Here is an 18755-nt window from a genome sequence, read left to right as displayed (position 1 = left end):
ACACCATTCAAGCGCACCTAAATAATTGTTATTTTTCAATTAGATAGAAAAAGACTGCATGTTTTTTAGCGTCTTGGTTCGGCTAAAAAACCCATTCGCTTACGAAAAAGTAAGCGAATGCTTACACGTGCAATTGGGCAAAAGCGTAACGACTCCCTACACGCTTCAATCTTCGCTGACGGTAATTGTCGGCATGGCCGGCATTGCGGCTTCCTGCAAGACAATCCGCGCGCCCACGTGACGGGCCAGTTCCTGATAAATCATTGCGATCTGGCTGTCGGGCTCTGCCACCACCGTCGGCTTGCCGCCGTCGGCCTGTTCGCGAATCAGCATCGACAGCGGCAGCGACGCCAGCAACTCGACACCGTACTGAGTCGCCAGCTTCTCGCCACCACCCTCGCCAAACAAATGCTCGGCATGGCCGCAGTTGGAGCAAATGTGCACCGCCATGTTTTCCACGACCCCCAACACTGGGATGTTGACCTTGCGGAACATCTCCACGCCTTTTTTCGCGTCGAGCAGCGCCAGGTCCTGGGGCGTGGTAACGATCACAGAGCCGGCCACCGGTACCTTTTGCGCCAGGGTCAGCTGGATATCGCCGGTGCCGGGCGGCATGTCGATAACCAGGTAATCCAGGTCGCCCCAGGCGGTCTGGGTGACCAATTGCAGCAATGCACCGGAAACCATCGGCCCACGCCACACCATGGGTGTGTTGTCATCGGTAAGGAACGCCATGGACATCACTTCCACGCCCAGGGACTCGATGGGCACGAACCACTTCTGATCCTTGACCTGCGGCCGCGTGCCTTCGGCTATGCCGAACATGACGCCCTGGCTCGGACCATAGATATCGGCATCGAGGATGCCCACCCGCGCACCTTCGCGAGCCAGGGCCAGGGCCAGGTTCGCCGCCGTGGTGGATTTGCCCACGCCACCCTTGCCCGACGCTACCGCTACCACGTTCTTGACGTTGGCGAGGCCAGGGATCTGCGCCTGGGCCTTGTGAGCGGCGATCACGCAGTGGATGTCGACGCTGGCCGAACGCACGCCGTCCAGGCCTTCGATGGCCATCTGCAGCATCTGCGCCCAACCGTTCTTGAACAGGCCGGCGGCGTAGCCCAGCTCCAACCGGACCGAGACCTGATCGCCCAGGACCTCGATGGAACGCACACATCCGGCACTGACCGGGTCCTGGTTCAAATAGGGGTCGGTGTACTGGCGAAGAACGGCTTCCACCGCTGCGCGATTCACGGCGCTCATGGGCTACTCCCGAAAAAGACTGACTGAAACAGGCGGCTATCCTAACCGTTCCAGGCGCTTAACGGCATGCTTTCGACAGTTTGCAGGAGGCTGAAACAGCACCACGGGGTGAAATAAATTTGCCGGCGCTTTATAGTGGCCGACCTCCGTTTCATCAAGTAGCCGAGCCCCATGTCCGAGCCACGCAAGATCCTCGTCACCAGCGCCCTGCCCTATGCCAATGGTTCCATCCATCTTGGCCATATGCTTGAGTACATCCAGACCGATATGTGGGTGCGCTTTCAGAAGCATCGCGGCAACCAATGCATCTATGTCTGCGCGGACGACGCCCACGGTTCGGCCATCATGCTGCGCGCCGAAAAGGAAGGCATCACCCCGGAACAACTGATCGCCAACGTGCAGGCTGAACACAGCGCCGACTTTGCCGAGTTCCTGGTGGACTTCGACAACTTCCACTCGACCCACGCCGATGAAAACCGTGAGTTGTCGAGCCAGATCTACCTGCGGTTGAAGGACGCCGGGCACATCGCCACGCGCTCGATCACCCAGTATTTCGACCCGGAAAAGAAAATGTTCCTGGCCGACCGCTTCATCAAGGGCACCTGCCCCAAGTGCGGCACCGAAGACCAGTACGGCGACAACTGCGAGAAATGCGGGGCCACCTACGCCCCCACCGACCTGAAGGACCCGAAGTCGGCAATCTCCGGCGCCACCCCGGTACTCAAGGATTCTCAGCACTTCTTCTTCAAGCTCCCGGACTTCCAGCAGATGCTGCAGACCTGGACCCGCAGCGGCACCTTGCAGGACGCCGTGGCCAACAAGATTGCCGAATGGCTGGATGCCGGCCTGCAGCAGTGGGACATCTCCCGCGACGCGCCGTACTTTGGTTTTGAGATCCCGGGCGAGCCGGGCAAGTATTTCTATGTATGGCTGGACGCGCCGATCGGCTACATGGCCAGCTTCAAGAACCTTTGCGACCGCACGCCGGAGTTGGACTTCGACGCGTTCTGGGGCAAAGACTCCACCGCCGAGCTTTACCATTTCATCGGCAAGGACATCGTCAACTTCCACGCGCTGTTCTGGCCGGCGATGCTTGAAGGCTCGGGCTATCGCAAGCCGACCGGCATCAACGTACACGGCTACCTGACCGTCAACGGGCAAAAAATGTCCAAGTCCCGTGGCACCTTTATCAAGGCGCGCACCTACCTGGACCACCTGTCGCCGGAATACCTTCGCTACTACTACGCCTCCAAACTGGGCCGTGGCGTCGACGATCTGGACTTGAACCTGGAAGACTTCGTACAAAAGGTCAACTCGGACCTCGTAGGCAAAGTCGTAAATATCGCCAGCCGTTGCGCCGGGTTTATCCACAAGGGCAATGCGGGCGTGCTGGTGGCCGAGAATGCCGCGCCGGAACTGACCGACGCCTTCCTGGCCGCCGCGCCAAGCATTGCTGATGCTTACGAAGCCCGTGACTTCGCCCGCGCCATGCGCGAGATCATGGGCCTGGCCGACCGCGCCAACGCCTGGATCGCCGACAAGGCGCCGTGGTCGCTGAACAAGCAGGAAGGTAAAGAAGCTGAGGTGCAGGCGATCTGCGCCACCGGCGTCAACCTGTTCCGCCAACTGGTGATCTTCCTCAAGCCAGTACTGCCCCTGCTGGCCGCCGATGCCGAAGCGTTCCTCAACGTTGCGCCATTAACCTGGAACGACCACGCCACCTTGCTCGGCAACCATCAGTTGAATGCGTTCAAGCCCCTGATGACCCGAATCGACCCCGTGAAGGTGCAGGCGATGACCGACGCGTCGAAAGAAGATCTGGCCGCCAGCCAGACCGATACCGGCGAAGCGACTCCGGCCGGCAATGGCGAACTGACCAAGGACCCACTTGCCCCGCAAATCGATTTCGACGCCTTCGCCGCCATCGACTTGCGCGTTGCCCTGATCGTCAAGGCCGAAGCCGTTGAGGGCGCCGACAAGCTGCTACGCCTGACGCTGGATATCGGTGACGAGCGGCGCAACGTGTTCTCGGGCATCAAGAGTGCTTACCCGGACCCGTCCAAGCTCGATGGACGCCTGACCATGATGATCGCCAACCTCAAGCCGCGGAAAATGAAGTTCGGTATTTCCGAAGGCATGGTGATGGCGGCAGGGCCTGGCGGGGAAGAAATCTACCTGCTGAGCCCCGACAGTGGCGCCAAGCCGGGTCAGCGCATCAAGTAGGTCCGCACAACAGCCCTGTCGTTTCGGCGACGGGGCTATAGAGCAGGTCCCCCTTCTTGCCTGCCGGATAATCAGGCTCTGTTTGGTTCAATCAACCGGCATGCAAACGATCTCAGCATGAACCTCATTCAACGTATCGACGCGCTGCTGCCTCAGACCCAATGCGGCAAATGCGGCCACCCAGGTTGCAAGCCTTACGCAGAAGGCATTGCTAAGGGCGAAGCAATTAACAAGTGTCCGCCTGGTGGTCAGGAAACCATTGCTGGGCTTGCGCAATTGCTGAGCGTGCCGGTGCTGGAACTGGACACCAGCCGAGGGAACGCTCCAGCCCAGATCGCCTACATCCGCGAGGCCGAATGCATCGGCTGCACCAAGTGCATCCAGGCCTGCCCGGTGGATGCCATCGTCGGCGCCGCCAAGCTGATGCACACGGTGATCATCGACGAGTGCACCGGCTGTGACCTTTGCGTGGCGCCCTGTCCGGTTGATTGCATCGAGATGCGTCCGCCGCTCGGCACCGTTGCGCTTGTGGGTGGTGTGGCGAGCAATGATAAAGAACGCTTTGAGCGCGACGCCAAACGCAGTCGCGCCCGTCGCCGCTTCGAGCAGCGCAATGCGCGTCTGCAGCGCGAAGAAACACACAAACTCGCCGAACGCCTGGCCCGCTCCAAGCGTTCGGCGCCGGTAGAAGCAATGCCGACAGACGCGGCAAACGCTGCACGCGATGCGGCGGTGAAAAAGGCCAGGATCAATGTAACCATGAGCCGCGCCCAACTGCACAAATCCTTGAAAGCCTTTGGGCATCCGCCGACGTTTGAGCAACAATCGCAGCTGGTTGTCCTGCAACAGCAGTTCGAGGCAGCGGAACAGGCCCTGGCAGCACTGGAGATCAATTGCGCTCCGGCAGCCGAACAACCCAACAGCAAAACCGCTGACCTTAAACGCGCCAAGATTCAGCTGGCGATGCGCCGCGCCGAGTTTAAGAAGGCCCAGGACCAACAGGCCGACGCGCAGCGACTGGCGGATGCACAACACAGACTCGATGAAGCCCAACGCCAGGTGGATAGCCATGGCGACTGAGCTGTAACAGGCACTGAACCTGGCGCTATTGGTCTTTCGACGCGCAGCCTCCGACATCACATTGATGCCCGTCGGGTTTATTCTGCTTGAACTGTCGCCCATAGGCCCCCCACATAGGGTGCCCCACTCGACATCCCGCTGACCGCCTGCAAGGAACACTTCGCCCCATGAATGCCGCAAAACGCCTGGAAATTTTTCGCAGGCTCCACGAAGACAATCCGGAACCCAAGACGGAGCTGGCTTACTCGTCACCGTTCGAGTTGCTGATTGCGGTGATTCTGTCAGCCCAATCCACAGATGTGGGGGTCAATAAGGCCACGGCCAAGTTATTTCCCGTGGCCAATACCCCCGAAGCCATCTATGCCCTGGGGGTTGAAGGGCTGTCGGAATACATCAAGACCATCGGCCTTTACAACAGCAAGGCCAAGAATGTGATTGAAACCTGTCGTTTGCTCGTTGAACAGCATGGCAGCGAAGTACCGCAGACTCGTGAAGCGCTGGAAGCTCTGCCAGGCGTAGGCCGCAAGACCGCCAACGTGGTGCTCAACACCGCCTTTCGACAACTGACCATGGCCGTGGATACACATATATTCCGGGTCAGTAACCGCACCGGTATCGCTCGCGGGAAAAACGTAGTCGAGGTGGAGAAGCAGCTGATGAAGTTCGTGCCCAAGCCTTACCTGCTCGATTCCCACCACTGGCTGATCCTGCACGGGCGTTACGTGTGCCAGGCCAGAAAGCCGCGCTGCGGCAGCTGTAAGATCGAAGATTTGTGTGAATACAAAGACAAGACTTCTGACGATTGAGGAATTATTGATTTTCCATATCCTTCGATTGAAAAAATCTTTTTTACCCATTCGCAGATTATCGCTATAAGGAGCGCCAACGGCAGTCTTAGCCTGGAGTTAACCTTATGAGCACTGGCAAAGAAGAATTGGACATCGAAGACGACCTTGTGGAGTCGGAGGAAGATGGAACTGATGCACCTGTTGCGGAAGTGGCCAAGACCAATCTGAGCAAACGCCGCACCATCGACAATCTTCTGGAAGAGCGACGCTTGCAGAAACAATTGGCCGATTACGACTTCGACCTTTGATCAAGCGGTCGACGACCGGAAGCCTCCCTGACGGAGGCTTTTTTCTGCCGGACACCCTGAGCACGCAGGGTGTTGCGCCCTCCTCTAGACCAGACCGTTGCGTTGAGCCAGCTCGATCAGATCCACCAGGGAACGGGCATTGAGCTTGAGCAGCAGGCGAGTCTTGTAGGTGCTGACAGTTTTGTTACTGAGGAACATGCCGTCGGCGATCTCTTTGTTGGTCTTGCCGCGGGCCAATTGCTGCAACACCATCATCTCGCGCCCGGACAGGCGTTCGACCATGTCGGCTTCACTGGCGTTGCCTATGGTGGAGCGCACCGAGTTGAGTGCCTGGTTCGGAAAATAGCTGTAGCCCGACAGGACAGCCTTGATCGCACTGAGCAACTCGGTCAGGTCCTGTTGCTTGCATACATACCCGGCGGCCCCCGCCTGCATGCAGCGCATTGAAAAATGGCCAGGGGCCTGAGAGGTGAGTACCAGCACCTTGAACGGTGAAGGTTGCTTGGTGGAAGACAAGCGGCATATAACTTCCAGCCCATCCAGTTTGGGAATTCCAATATCCAGTATGACGATATCCGGCATATGTTCCCGTGCAAGTTGCAACGCATCGACACCGTTATCAGTCTCGGCAACGACTTCATAACCATGACGCTCCATTAGCATACGCACAGCAAGACGAATGACAGGATGATCATCCACGATCAGCACTTTATTCATGAGAAAGTCCAATTTCGCTGTTCGAATTATTCAGAGCAAGCACAATAGCCTAGTCGTTTCCTAGTTGGCATAGCGCTCCCCCCCGAGCAACAGCAAGCAGAGACCCAACCTACAACGATAAAGGAATTGCCCTACAAAAAAACACCAACTCGGATGTATCCAGTTTTATGGAGCCTTTCAGACCTTTCCGGGGTTTTACATATTTCGAGTGAAATCTCCTTTGAGAGAGGGGCTTGAGGTAAACGCGGCGCACAGGACTTTCAGCAAATGCCCCTTGCCCGCAGGCACGGGAAGCTGCGGCACGCAGCAAATATCTGATTGTTTCAGTTCCATTCAACATATTTATTTACATCCATTTTTCCTACAGAACTTTCTATGACTTACAGGTCATTACGTTTACATGAGTGAATTTCCTGTAAGACCAGTTCCTACATGGACATAAAAAAATAATTAATTCCTACAAAAAGCTTATGGAGCTCATACACGCCCTCTAGTCTGATAGGCGTTATTTGAACCAAGGACTTGTTTTTTAAACAGGAATAAACATCGAACAATGGCTAAAAAAGCTCAAAAAAAATGGCCCCTTGAAAAGGGGCCATTTTCACAACGGGTTCACTCAGAACAACGAGCGGCCCTTATTGGCAGCGATACGCATACGCAGCGCATTCAACTTGATAAAGCCCGCCGCATCCGCCTGGTTATAAGCGCCGCCATCTTCTTCGAAGGTGGCGATGTTGGCGTCGAACAACGACTCGTCGGACTTACGCCCGGTGACGATCACGTTGCCCTTGTAGAGCTTCAAACGTACTACGCCGTTTACGTGAGCCTGGGACGCATCGATCATCTGTTGCAGCATCAGGCGCTCAGGGCTCCACCAGTAGCCGGTGTAGATCAGGCTGGCGTACTTGGGCATCAGCTCGTCTTTGAGGTGAGCCACTTCGCGGTCCAGGGTGATGGATTCGATGGCACGGTGAGCGCGCAGCATGATGGTGCCGCCGGGGGTTTCGTAACAGCCGCGGGACTTCATGCCCACGTAACGGTTTTCCACGATGTCGAGACGACCGATACCGTGTTCGCCGCCGATGCGGTTCAAGGTGGCCAGTACGGTGGCAGGCGTCATTTCCACGCCGTCCAGCGCCACGATGTCGCCGTTACGGTAGGTCAACTCCAGGTACTGCGGGGTATCCGGCGCCTTTTCAGGGGAGACGGTCCAGCGCCACATGTCTTCCTCGTGCTCGGTCCACGTGTCTTCCAGCACGCCACCTTCATAGGAGATGTGCAGCAGGTTGGCATCCATCGAATACGGGGATTTTTTCTTGCCGTGACGCTCGATCGGGATCGCGTGCTTTTCGGCGTAGTCCATCAGCTTTTCACGGGACAGCAGGTCCCATTCACGCCACGGCGCGATTACCTTGACGCCAGGCTTGAGCGCATAGGCGCCCAGTTCGAAACGCACCTGGTCGTTGCCCTTGCCGGTAGCACCATGGGAAATGGCGTCGGCGCCGGTTTCGTTGGCGATCTCGATCAGGCGCTTGGCGATCAGCGGACGTGCGATGGAGGTACCCAGCAGGTACTCGCCTTCGTAGACGGTGTTGGCGCGAAACATCGGGAAAACGAAATCGCGGACGAACTCTTCGCGCAGGTCGTCAATGTAGATCTCTTTCACGCCCATGGCTTGCGCCTTGGCACGTGCAGGTTCGACCTCTTCGCCCTGACCCAGGTCAGCGGTGAAGGTCACCACTTCACAGTTATAAGTATCCTGCAGCCACTTGAGGATCACCGAAGTGTCCAGGCCGCCGGAATACGCGAGAACGACCTTGTTTACGTCGGCCATGCCATCACTCCACGGGGTTGTACGGAAAGGCGTCGATTCTACCGATCAAAACCGTGAATTTACAGGGGCGCGACAGCAAATGAAGATAAAGCGACAGATTATGTCGAAGGGGCGACCGATGGTCGCACCTCAGGAAGTATGCGCCGGGTTGCTCGGAGCGGTCGCTTGGGGCGCCGGTTTCTCCGGCGCGGCCACCCTTTCCAGCTGAATATTCACGCGGCGGTTACGAGCACGGTTGGCCGCATTGGTGTTGGGGGCCAAGGGATAGCTTTCGCCATGGAAGCGTAAGGTAATCTGAGATTCCGCGATGCCATTGGCCTTGAAGTAGTCCATGACCGCCAACGCGCGTCGGCGCGAGACATCGCGGTTGGTCAGGCGATTGCCGCTGTTGTCCGAGTGGCCGTTCAACTCGATATGGTTGACCGTGGGGTCCGCCTTCATGAACGCCAGAATCACCGACAACTTTTGCTTGGCCGCCGCATCCAGCTCGATGCCACCGCCGGGGAAGCCGACCTCGGTCTGCTTGACCTGATCGTAATTCATCGGCAGCAATTTGGCTGTGCACAGCTGGTAGTCACTATAGGCCTTGTTGAATTTCACCGGCAGCAAACGGATTTCCGAATAACCGCCTTCGCGCCCGTAATGCCGTACGGTGGGTGAGCGGCCCTCAAGCAAGCCCGTAAAAAGACGCCCCGCCTGGGCCTGGGAGCTGTTGAACAGGACATCGCCGCTGCCGGCGCGCACCGCTCCCAGGTTAATATCGCCGCGCCCCGGCTGCCACGGAGCCGCAGCGGCCAGCAAAGTGGCCGATCCTGCGCCCAGGGAACCGTTATAGGCTTTGAGTCGAAATGTTGCCTGCTCGCCGGCCCGGCGCACGAACTCACCCGATCCGAAATCCGTGATCGGCTGGGTCAGGCGGCACTCGAACTGATCGCCTTCCACCTTCCACTCAATGTTCTCCAGACGGGTCTGGAACGTGAGTGCCATCGCAGGCAGGCTGGCGAACACACTGAGCAGGGCTAGATAATGCTGGCGCACGGGAGGCTCCACTGGTTTCTACAACACTTCAAAGCGTCATACATCGTTAAGGCATACCCAGAGCTATCGGTCGCATCCTGCAAAACTTGATAGCGAGTGCCTGCACGAGTCTTTTCCGGTAGCATTCCCACCAGATTGACCCGCCTGGAATCCCCAATGTCCGACCGCCTGACCCTGCTGCGTCCCGATGACTGGCACATTCATCTTCGCGATGGTGCCGCGTTGCCCCATACCGTGGCCGATGTTGCGCGCACGTTTGGCCGCGCCATCATCATGCCTAACCTGGTTCCTCCGGTGCGTAATGCCGCCGAAGCCGACGCCTATCGCCAGCGTATCCTCGCGGCACGCCCGGCCGGCAGCCGCTTCGAACCGCTGATGGTGCTCTACCTGACCGACCGCACCCAGCCCGAAGAAATTCGCCAGGCCAAGGCCAGCGGTTTCGTACACGCCGCCAAGCTGTACCCGGCCGGGGCCACTACCAACTCCGATTCCGGCGTGACTAGCATCGACAAGATCCTGCCGGCCATCGAAACCATGGCTGAAGTCGGCATGCCGTTGCTGATCCACGGTGAAGTCACCCGTGGCGATGTGGACGTGTTCGATCGCGAGAAGATCTTTATCGACGAGCATATGCGCCGCGTGGTCGAGTTGTTCCCGACGCTCAAGGTGGTGTTCGAGCACATCACCACGGCCGATGCCGTGCAGTTCGTCACCGAGGCCCCGGCCAACGTCGGCGCGACCATCACTGCGCATCACCTGCTGTACAACCGCAACCACATGCTGGTGGGCGGGATTCGGCCGCACTTCTATTGCCTGCCGATCCTCAAGCGCAACACTCATCAGGTCGCCCTGCTGGATGCCGCCACCAGCGGTAATCCGAAGTTCTTCCTCGGCACCGACTCGGCACCTCACGCCCAGCACGCCAAGGAAGCCGCGTGCGGCTGTGCCGGTTGCTACACCGCCTATGCCGCGATCGAGTTGTATGCCGAAGCGTTCGACCAGCGTAATGCGCTGGACAAGCTCGAAGGCTTTGCCAGCCTCAACGGTCCGCGTTTTTACGGCCTGCCGGCCAACACCGACCGCATCACCCTGGTCCGTGAAGACTGGACCGCCCCTGCCAGCCTGCCGTTCGGCGAGCTGACTGTCATCCCGCTGCGCGCCGGTGAAACACTGCGCTGGCGCCTGCTGGAGGAAAGCAAGTGAGTGAAGACCATTACGACGACGAACACGAGCACAATGGCGGCGGTTCCCGTCACCCGATGGCCGAGCGTTTTCGTGGCTATCTGCCGGTTGTCATCGACGTAGAAACCGGTGGCTTCAATTGCGCCACCGATGCCTTGCTGGAAATCGCTGCCACGACAATCGGCATGGACGAGCAGGGTTTCGTGTTCCCGGAACATACCCACTTCTTCCGTGTCGAGCCGTTCGAAGGCGCCAACATTGAAGCCGCCGCGCTGGAATTCACCGGGATCAAGCTTGATCACCCGCTGCGCATGGCTGTGAGTGAGGAAGCGGCGCTGACCGATATCTTCCGCGGTGTGCGCAAAGCGTTGAAGGCCAATGGCTGCAAACGCGCGATCCTGGTTGGCCACAACAGCAGCTTCGACCTGGGTTTCCTGAATGCCGCCGTGGCGCGACTGGACATGAAGCGCAACCCGTTTCACCCGTTCTCCAGCTTCGATACCGCCACCCTTGCCGGCCTCGCGTACGGGCAGACGGTACTGGCGAAAGCCTGCCAGGCCGCCGGTATCGACTTTGACGGTCGCGAAGCCCACTCGGCACGCTATGACACCGAGAAGACCGCCGAGCTGTTCTGTGGCATTGTCAATCGCTGGAAGCAGATGGGCGGCTGGGAAGACTTCAGCGACTGAAGCCAGACCCTGCGCATAAAAAAACCGGCCTTCACAGACCGGTTTTTTTGTACCTCAACCCTGGCTTACAGCTTGCCAGCGTTCTCGGTCAGGTAAGCCGCAACACCTTCGGTGGAAGCGGTCATGCCTTTGTCGCCTTTTTTCCAGTTGGCAGGGCACACTTCGCCGTGCTCTTCGTGGAATTGCAGCGCGTCAACCAGGCGGATCAGCTCTTCCATGTTACGGCCCAGCGGCAGGTCGTTGATGATCTGCGAACGCACGACGCCCTTGTCATCGATCAGGAACGCGCCACGGAAAGCCACGCCGCCTTCGGACTCAACGTCGTAGGCCTTGGCGATCTCGTGCTTCATGTCGGCCGCCATGGTGTATTTGACTTTGCCGATGCCGCCATCGTTGATGGCAGTGTTGCGCCAAGCGTTGTGGGTGAAATGAGAGTCAATGGACACCGCAACCACTTCCACGTTGCGCGCCTTGAAATCGTCCATGCGGTGATCCAGGGCGATCAGCTCGGAAGGGCAGACGAAGGTGAAGTCCAACGGATAGAAGAACACCAGGCCGTATTTGCCTTTGATGGCTTCAGACAGCTTGAAGCTGTCAACGATTTCGCCATTACCGAGGACGGCAGGTACGTCGAAATCCGGGGCTTGTTTACCGACGAGTACGCTCATGGGGTATCTCCTGATAGGTGAAGATTGAAGTAATGGGACCGGACAGAGTCTGCCGTGTTCAAGCGACAGGCCTGTGACGCGGTCACGCTTCGTGAAGACCGACCATCATACACGGAAAAAACCGTTCGTCAGCGCGAGGGCCGCCCCGCGAAAAGTGCACGATTCTACTTTGACAATCATTCTCGTTAACATTAAGATCCAACGCACTTAAGCCCTAAACCCGCGACGGTTCTCCCTTATGTATGTGTGCCTGTGTACTGGCGTCACCGATGGAAAAATCCGCGAAGCGATCTACGAAGGTTGCTGCAGCTACAAGGAAGTGCGTGAAGCCACCGGCGTCGCCAGCCAGTGCGGCAAATGCGCCTGCCTGGCCAAGCAAGTGGTAAGGGAAACCCTGACGCAGTTACAGACAGCCCAGGCTGCACTCCCCTATTCAGCAGAATTTACACACGCCTGATCAGACGTGTTTTAAAGAACCGGACTTGATGTCCGGTTTTTTTATGTCTGTAATTCAAACAGTTAGCGCCAAGACGCGGAACACAAACATTCTTATTCCGATTAATTTTCATTTATTATTCAATAACTTAGGTTTGACACCGAAGAGTTCGCCGCTCAAACTCCGCCTTATACACAGCTATTACAGGGCAGGACCCCAGTCATGAAAGGCGACATCTCAGTCATCCAGCAACTTAACAAAATCCTTGCCAATGAACTGGTCGCGATCAATCAGTACTTCCTGCATGCGCGCATGTATGACGATTGGGGCCTGGAAAAGCTGGGCAAGCGTGAATACAAAGAGTCCATTAAGGCCATGAAGGACGCCGATGCGCTGATCAAGCGCATCCTGTTCCTGGAAGGCCTGCCTAACGTACAGGACCTGGGCAAGTTGACCATTGGCGAGCACAGCCAGGAGATGCTCAGCAGCGACCTGGGCTTTGAACGCAAGAGCCACAGCGACCTCAAGGCCGCCATCGCTCACTGCGAAGCGAGCGCCGACTTCGGCAGCCGTGAACTGTTGGAAGACATCCTGGAAGACCAGGAAGAGCATATCGACTGGCTGGAAACCCAATTGGGCCTGATCGACAAAGTCAGCCTGGAGAACTATCTGCAATCGCAGATGGGTGAGTAACCCTTCGCTGGCAGATACAAAAAAGCCCCGCTCTCTTTCGAGAAGCGGGGCTTTTTAATGCGGTCGAATCAAGCGTCTGTCTTGGCCGCCGCGTTTGCCGCTGCGTCTTTGATCAGCGTTTGCAACGAACCATCAGCCGCCATCTCGACGATGATGTCACTGCCGCCGACCAACTCACCGGCAACCCACAGTTGCGGGAACGTTGGCCAGTTGGCGTACTTGGGCAAGTTGGCGCGGATTTCAGGGTTTTGCAGGATATCCACGTAAGCGAATTTCTCGCCGCACGCCATGATGGCCTGGGACGCCTTCGCGGAAAAACCGCATTGAGGAGCGTTCGGGGCACCCTTCATGTAAAGCAGAATGGTGTTGTTGGCAATCTGCTCTTTGATCGTTTCGATGATATCCATGGAACACCTCTGCAGGAACTTTGCGACTCACAGGTCGGCACTTTGGCGCATTGTAACGCAAAATTCCAGCACGGTGCTCAGGCAAGCTTACGCCGCCGCTACCTGCACGGGCACGCCATTCAAGGCCGCATTGCCGGATAACTCGTCCAGTTGCCGCTCGTCGGTCAGGTCATTGGCGCTGGCCCCTGGCTGCTCGCTGGCAATGCTCATCCGCACACCGGGACGGCCATGGCCCCAGCCGTGAGGCAGGCTGACCACGCCCGGCATCATGTCGAGACTGGCGACCACCTCCACCTCGATCATCCCGATACGCGAGCTGACCTTCACCCGCTGGCCATCATGCAATTGACGACGGGCCAGATCGTCGGGGTGCATGTGCAACTGGTGGCGCGGCTTGCCCTTCACCAGGCGATGGTAGTTATGCATCCAGGAGTTATTGCTGCGCACATGCCGACGCCCGATCAGCAGCAACTCATCGGCGGTCGGCACCGGCTGCGCCGCGAAGCGCGCGAGGTCAGCAAGAATTACCGCCGGAGCGGCCTGCACCTTGCCATCCGCCGTTTTCAGCCGCGTGGCCAGATTGGGCCGCAGCGGACCCAGGTCCACGCCGTGGGGATGGTCCGCCAGCATTGCCACCGACAGGTTATGGCTGGAGCCATCGCCGTACGCCCCGGCACGCAGCCCGACGTCGATCATCTGCGCGGGCGGCAGGGTCGGCTTCAGGGCGGCGCCGGTCTTTGCCGCGAACGCTTGGGCCAGGCCCACGAAGATTTCCCAGTCATGCAACGCGCCCTCGGGTTTGGGCAGGATCGCGCGATTGAACCGGGTGACATTGCGTACCGCGAACATATTGAACGTGGTGTCGTAGTGATCGTTTTCCAACGCCGACGTAGACGGCAGGATCAGGTCGGCATGGCGCGTGGTCTCGTTGATGTACAGGTCGACGCTGACCATGAACTCCAAGCCCTCCAGCGCCTGCTCCAGTTGGCGACCGTTTGGCGTGGACAACACCGGGTTACCGGCCACCGTCACCAGGGCGCGGATTTGTCCTTCGCCCTCGGTCAGCATTTCTTCCGCCAGAGCCGATACAGGCAGCTCGCCACCGTACTCCGGCCGGCCGGAAACCCGGCTTTGCCAGCGGTTGAAATGACCGCCGCCGGTTGACGCCACCAGATCCACCGCTGGCGAGGTGCATACTGCGCCGCCGACACGGTCCAGGTTGCCCGTCACCAGATTGATCAATTGCACCAACCAGTGACACACGGTGCCGAACGCCTGGGTCGACACCCCCATGCGTCCGTAACAGACCGCCTTGTCCGCCGCTGCGAAATCCCGCGCCAATTGACGGATCTGCGCGGCCGGTACAGCGCACTGGCGACTCATCGCTTCGGCGGTAAAGCCGCTGATCGCATCGCGTACCTCATCCAGGCCTTCAACGGGCAAATGGCTGGTGCGGGTCAGATTCTCGCTGAACAAAGTATTGAGCACGCCAAACAGCAATGCCGCATCGCCGCCAGGCCGTACGAACAGGTGTTGGTCGGCAATCGCGGCCGTTTCACTGCGTCGCGGGTCGACCACCACCACTTTGCCACCCCTGGCCTGGATCGCCTTCAGGCGCTTTTCTACATCCGGCACCGTCATGATGCTGCCGTTGGAAGCCAGCGGATTGCCACCCAGGATCAACATGAAGTCGGTATGGTCGATATCCGGGATGGGCAGCAAGAACCCATGCCCGTACATCAGGTGACTGGTGAGGTGATGGGGCAATTGATCCACGGACGTTGCGGAAAACCGGTTGCGCGTCTTGAGCAGGCCTAGAAAGTAATTGCTGTGGGTCATCAGTCCGTAGTTATGCACACTGGGATTGCCCTGGTAAACCGCGACCGCATTCTGCCCATGCTGCGCCTGGATGCCCGCCAATCGCTCTGCCACCAGGGCAAACGCATCATCCCAAGGGATCGGCTGCCATTCGCTGCCCACCCGCAGCATCGGCTGGCGCAGGCGATCGGGGTCATTCTGGATATCCTGCAGCGCCACGGCTTTGGGGCAAATATGGCCACGACTGAACGTGTCATGTGGATCGCCCTTGATCGACGTGATCGCCAGACTGCCGTCGTCGGCTCGAGTGGTTTCCACGGTCAGGCCGCAGATGGCCTCACACAGATGGCAGGCACGGTGATGGAGAGTCTTGGTCATGGCCAGTCTCTTTATAGGGGCTTTGGCCTGACTATGGGCCGTGGCCGCGGCGGGCGCCAGCATCGTTCGTGCCGTGAATCGACAGGCATCAGGCCGGGCCATGCGGGAGTAAGCATGAGCAAATGTTACAGAACCTGGCACAGGCCCACTGAAACCGACGCGGCCTGCCCCAGCCCCGCCCCCGCACATTGCAAAAGGTTGCAGCGCCAGTGTACAAATGGCCCGCTGCTGTCAGGAAATTGTCTTCAAACGCGCCTCGGCGTCCTGCTTGAACACCCCTAAAAACGTAGCCCCTATTGGTAAGACGCGACATTTAATGTCAATATCGCGCCTTCCCCTATTTCGTCGCCCCCGTGCGGCTTCCGCCGCAGGTCTCGCCCGTTGTCACAATAAACAAGGCTTTGAGAATCTGCGGTCTGTTGCAAAAGGTAGTTAATGATGAGCGCAAGGCACTTTCTCTCGCTGATGGACTGCACGCCCGAAGAGCTGGTCAGTGTGATCCGTCGAGGCATTGAGCTTAAAGACCTGCGTAACCGCGGCGTACTGTTCGAGCCTTTGAAAAACCGCGTGCTCGGGATGATTTTCGAGAAGTCGTCCACCCGCACCCGCTTGTCCTTCGAAGCCGGCATGATTCAGCTGGGCGGCCAGGCGATCTTCCTGTCGCCGCGTGACACCCAACTGGGCCGTGGCGAGCCGATCAGCGATTGCGCCATCGTCATGTCGCGCATGCTCGACGCGGTGATGATCCGTACTTTTGCCCACAGCACCTTGACCGAATTCGCCGCCAACTCGCGCGTGCCGGTAATCAACGGCCTGTCCGATGACCTGCACCCCTGCCAGTTGCTGGCCGACATGCAAACGTTCCTTGAACACCGTGGCTCAATCCAGGGCAAGACCGTGGCCTGGATCGGCGATGGCAACAACATGTGCAACAGCTATATAGAAGCGGCGATCCAGTTCGACTTCCATCTGCGCATCGCGTCCCCGGAAGGTTTCGAACCCAATGCCCAGTTCCTGGCCAAGGCCGATGGGCGCGTACAACTGCTGCGCGATCCGAAAGACGCCGTGGTCGGCGCCCATCTGGTGACCACCGACGTCTGGACCTCCATGGGCCAGGAAGACGAAACCGCCAAGCGCATGGCCCTGTTCGCGCCCTATCAGGTCAACCGCGACCTGCTCGATATGGCCGCGACGGACGTGCTGTTCATGCACTGTCTGCCCGCGCACCGTGGCGAAGAAATCAGCCTCGACCTGCTCGACGACCCGCGTTCGGTCGCCTGGGATCAGGCTGAAAACCGCCTGCATGCGCAAAAGGCCCTGCTCGAATTCCTGGTCGAGCCGGCGTACCACCACGCATGAGCCATTCATTACTGCTGAACCTGCGCAACCTGGCATGCGGCTATCAAGACCAACGGGTGGTGCAGAACCTCAACCTGCACCTCAATGCCGGTGACATCGGCTGCCTCCTAGGCTCCTCTGGCTGCGGCAAAACCACCACGCTTCGTGCAATTGCCGGGTTCGAGCCGGTGCACGAGGGCGAAATAAGCCTGGCGGGCGAGGTCATCTCCAGTGCCGGCTTCACACTCGCTCCGGAGAAACGTCGCATCGGCATGGTGTTCCAGGACTACGCGCTGTTTCCTCATCTGAGCGTGGCCGACAACATTGCCTTTGGCATTCGCAAGCATCCGCACAAAGAACGCGTGGTCGCCGAGCTGTTGGAACTGGTCAATCTGAAAAACCTGGGCAAGCGCTTCCCCCACGAGCTTTCCGGCGGTCAGCAACAACGCGTGGCCCTGGCCCGCGCCTTGGCGCCGGAGCCGCAATTGCTGCTGCTGGACGAACCGTTCTCCAACCTTGATGGCGAATTGCGCCGCAAACTCAGCCATGAGGTGCGCGATATCCTCAAGGCGCGCGGCACCAGTGCAATCCTGGTCACCCATGACCAGGAAGAAGCCTTCGCCGTGAGCGATCAGGTGGGTGTGTTCAAAGAAGGCCGCCTCGAGCAGTGGGACACGCCCTATAACCTCTATCACGAACCGCAGACGCCTTATGTGGCCAGCTTTATCGGCCAGGGCTACTTCATTCGCGGGCAGTTGAGTTCGCCGGAATCCGTGAGTACCGAACTGGGCGACCTGCGCGGCAACCGTGCCTACACATGGCCCACCGGAGGCGCAGTGGATGTGTTGCTGCGCCCGGATGACATCGTCTATGCGCCGGACAGCGCGTTGAAGGCAAGGATTGTCGGCAAGACTTTCCTCGGTGCATCGACGTTGTACCGCCTGCAACTGCCGACCGGCGCACAGCTGGAGTCGATTTTTCCCAGCCATGCCGATCATCAGGTGGGCACGGAGGTGGGCATTCGTGTTGCGGCTGAACACCTGGTGCTGTTCCAGGCGTCAGGCAGCGTTGCGGCGCAGATTCCGCAAGTCGAATCCGGCGTACGGCGCTACAGCCCTGTCAGTTGATAAATAGGTGGGAGGGCGCAAAGTCCCTTCCACATTGGATTCCCGGCTACTTGAATTACGTCCGGCCAATCTCGGCGAACTTGGCCTGGGTATGTTCCGCCAGCACCGCAGCGGGCAACTCCACTTCCAGCCCTCTCCTGCCCGCACTGACAAAAATCGTCGCGAACGGCTGCGCCGTCACATCGATAAACGTGCGCAAGCGTTTCTTCTGCCCCAGCGGGCTGATGCCGCCCAGCAAATAACCGGTCGAACGCTGCGCCGCCGCAGGGTCGGCCATTTCGACTTTCTTGACCCCCGCCGCATGAGCCAGTGCCTTCAAGTCCAGACTTCCGACGACCGGTACTACGGCCACCAGTAACTCGCCTTTCTCGCTGCTGGCCAGCAGCGTCTTGAACACCCGCGCCGGGTCAAGGCCCAATTTCTCCGCGGCCTCCAGCCCATAGGAGGCGGCCTTGGGGTCGTGTTCGTAACTGTGAATGCGATGTTCGGCGCGAACTTTTTTCAACAGATCCAATGCAGGGGTCATGGACGCTCCAGGCGTGGCGAACGGATGGCCAATTCTAAGCCAACCCCGCACAAAACGCTCTAGTGCGCCGCCTGCCTTGGCACGCGCCACGCTACGGCGACGTGATCATTCATCAGACCAATAGTTTGAAAGTGACTGACAGTTCACTTTCGACCTTTGACAGCGGTCATTCTTGTCTATATTTTTTCGTTTCCGAATACCGTGGAAATAATCCTACGCATTCGAGCAGTAAGCCGTGACGGAGA

At 58.6% G+C, this 18755-nt stretch carries 18 protein-coding genes; 10 read left to right on the top strand and 8 right to left on the bottom strand.

Annotated features, from left to right (window positions below; genetic code table 11):
• Nucleotides 1–165: 165 nt before the first annotated feature.
• Entirely contained in the window at nucleotides 166–1260 is a 1095-nt protein-coding gene (apbC, locus tag G7025_RS18390; protein WP_181080542.1) for an iron-sulfur cluster carrier protein ApbC, read from the bottom strand.
• Nucleotides 1261–1431: 171 nt separating this feature from the next.
• On the opposite strand from apbC, the gene metG reads away from it, so the two are divergent.
• From metG to G7025_RS18370, 4 genes are all read left to right on the top strand, one after another.
• Nucleotides 1432–3483: a methionine--tRNA ligase gene (gene metG, locus G7025_RS18385; RefSeq protein WP_181080541.1), complete on the top strand. Its 2052-nt coding sequence runs from the start codon at nucleotides 1432–1434 to the stop codon at nucleotides 3481–3483.
• Between the two features lie 117 nt (nucleotides 3484–3600).
• Complete coding sequence (gene rsxB / locus G7025_RS18380; RefSeq protein ID WP_181080540.1) at nucleotides 3601–4563, top strand: electron transport complex subunit RsxB; 963 nt, start codon at nucleotides 3601–3603, stop codon at nucleotides 4561–4563.
• Between the two features lie 167 nt (nucleotides 4564–4730).
• Nucleotides 4731–5369, top strand: a complete 639-nt coding sequence (nth, locus tag G7025_RS18375; protein ID WP_181080539.1) for an endonuclease III — start codon at nucleotides 4731–4733, stop codon at nucleotides 5367–5369.
• A 107-nt stretch (nucleotides 5370–5476) separates the two neighbouring features.
• Nucleotides 5477–5659 (top strand): PA3496 family putative envelope integrity protein, encoded by a 183-nt coding sequence (locus tag G7025_RS18370; RefSeq protein WP_181080538.1) that lies wholly within the window; start codon nucleotides 5477–5479, stop codon nucleotides 5657–5659.
• Nucleotides 5660–5743: 84 nt separating this feature from the next.
• Here the strand turns inward: G7025_RS18370 and G7025_RS18365 are convergent, their stop codons facing one another.
• The 3 genes from G7025_RS18365 to G7025_RS18355 all read right to left on the bottom strand — a co-directional run bounded on the left by G7025_RS18365 (nucleotide 5744) and on the right by G7025_RS18355 (nucleotide 9248).
• Complete coding sequence (locus G7025_RS18365) at nucleotides 5744–6376, bottom strand: response regulator transcription factor (protein WP_181080537.1); 633 nt, start codon at nucleotides 6374–6376, stop codon at nucleotides 5744–5746.
• 616 nt (nucleotides 6377–6992) lie between these two features.
• Nucleotides 6993–8210: an argininosuccinate synthase gene (locus tag G7025_RS18360; RefSeq protein ID WP_034096138.1), complete on the bottom strand. Its 1218-nt coding sequence runs from the start codon at nucleotides 8208–8210 to the stop codon at nucleotides 6993–6995.
• A 129-nt stretch (nucleotides 8211–8339) separates the two neighbouring features.
• Nucleotides 8340–9248 carry a flagellar protein MotY gene (locus G7025_RS18355; RefSeq protein ID WP_181080536.1) on the bottom strand — a complete coding sequence of 303 codons (909 nt, stop codon included), beginning with the start codon at nucleotides 9246–9248 and terminating at the stop codon, nucleotides 8340–8342.
• 156 nt (nucleotides 9249–9404) lie between these two features.
• Between G7025_RS18355 and pyrC the strand changes: the two genes are divergently transcribed.
• Complete coding sequence (gene pyrC / locus G7025_RS18350) at nucleotides 9405–10451, top strand: dihydroorotase (RefSeq protein WP_181080535.1); 1047 nt, start codon at nucleotides 9405–9407, stop codon at nucleotides 10449–10451.
• Nucleotides 10448–11119 (top strand): ribonuclease T, encoded by a 672-nt coding sequence (gene rnt / locus G7025_RS18345; protein WP_181080534.1) that lies wholly within the window; start codon nucleotides 10448–10450, stop codon nucleotides 11117–11119. The genes pyrC and rnt overlap by 4 nt, the downstream gene beginning before the upstream one ends.
• Nucleotides 11120–11184: 65 nt before the next feature.
• Here the strand turns inward: rnt and G7025_RS18340 are convergent, their stop codons facing one another.
• Nucleotides 11185–11787: a peroxiredoxin gene (locus G7025_RS18340; RefSeq protein WP_003231418.1), complete on the bottom strand. Its 603-nt coding sequence runs from the start codon at nucleotides 11785–11787 to the stop codon at nucleotides 11185–11187.
• A gap of 238 nt (nucleotides 11788–12025) precedes the next feature.
• Here G7025_RS18340 and G7025_RS18335 point away from each other — a divergent pair, with 238 nt between their 5' ends.
• Both G7025_RS18335 and bfr read left to right on the top strand, forming a co-directional pair.
• Nucleotides 12026–12244, top strand: coding sequence for a bacterioferritin-associated ferredoxin (locus G7025_RS18335; protein WP_058423779.1), 219 nt, complete (start codon nucleotides 12026–12028; stop codon nucleotides 12242–12244).
• 201 nt (nucleotides 12245–12445) lie between these two features.
• A complete protein-coding gene (gene bfr, locus G7025_RS18330) occupies nucleotides 12446–12916 on the top strand; it encodes a bacterioferritin (protein ID WP_181080533.1) in 471 nt (156 codons plus the stop codon).
• Nucleotides 12917–12984: 68 nt separating this feature from the next.
• Here bfr and grxD read toward each other — a convergent pair whose 3' ends face one another.
• On the bottom strand, nucleotides 12985–13323 hold the full coding sequence (gene grxD / locus G7025_RS18325) for a Grx4 family monothiol glutaredoxin (RefSeq protein WP_060753947.1): 339 nt from the start codon (nucleotides 13321–13323) through the stop codon (nucleotides 12985–12987).
• Nucleotides 13324–13410: 87 nt separating this feature from the next.
• The gene (locus G7025_RS18320) at nucleotides 13411–15519 is read right to left on the bottom strand and encodes a molybdopterin oxidoreductase family protein (protein WP_181080532.1); all 2109 of its coding nucleotides are present in this window, start codon (nucleotides 15517–15519) and stop codon (nucleotides 13411–13413) included.
• A 438-nt stretch (nucleotides 15520–15957) separates the two neighbouring features.
• Here G7025_RS18320 and argF point away from each other — a divergent pair, with 438 nt between their 5' ends.
• The gene (gene argF / locus G7025_RS18315; protein WP_181080531.1) at nucleotides 15958–16878 is read left to right on the top strand and encodes an ornithine carbamoyltransferase; all 921 of its coding nucleotides are present in this window, start codon (nucleotides 15958–15960) and stop codon (nucleotides 16876–16878) included.
• On the top strand, nucleotides 16875–17984 hold the full coding sequence (locus G7025_RS18310; RefSeq protein ID WP_181080530.1) for an ABC transporter ATP-binding protein: 1110 nt from the start codon (nucleotides 16875–16877) through the stop codon (nucleotides 17982–17984). The genes argF and G7025_RS18310 overlap by 4 nt, the downstream gene beginning before the upstream one ends.
• A 55-nt stretch (nucleotides 17985–18039) precedes the next feature.
• On the opposite strand, the gene ybaK is transcribed toward G7025_RS18310, so the two are convergent.
• Nucleotides 18040–18510, bottom strand: coding sequence for a Cys-tRNA(Pro) deacylase (gene ybaK, locus G7025_RS18305; RefSeq protein WP_181080529.1), 471 nt, complete (start codon nucleotides 18508–18510; stop codon nucleotides 18040–18042).
• Between the last annotated feature and the right edge of the window lie 245 nt (nucleotides 18511–18755).

Source organism: Pseudomonas lurida, assembly GCF_013522705.1.
Lineage (GTDB): Bacteria > Pseudomonadota > Gammaproteobacteria > Pseudomonadales > Pseudomonadaceae > Aquipseudomonas > Aquipseudomonas quebecensis.
Note: the sequence above shows the minus strand (reverse complement) of the source record. Positions and strands in the feature narration are given on the sequence as shown.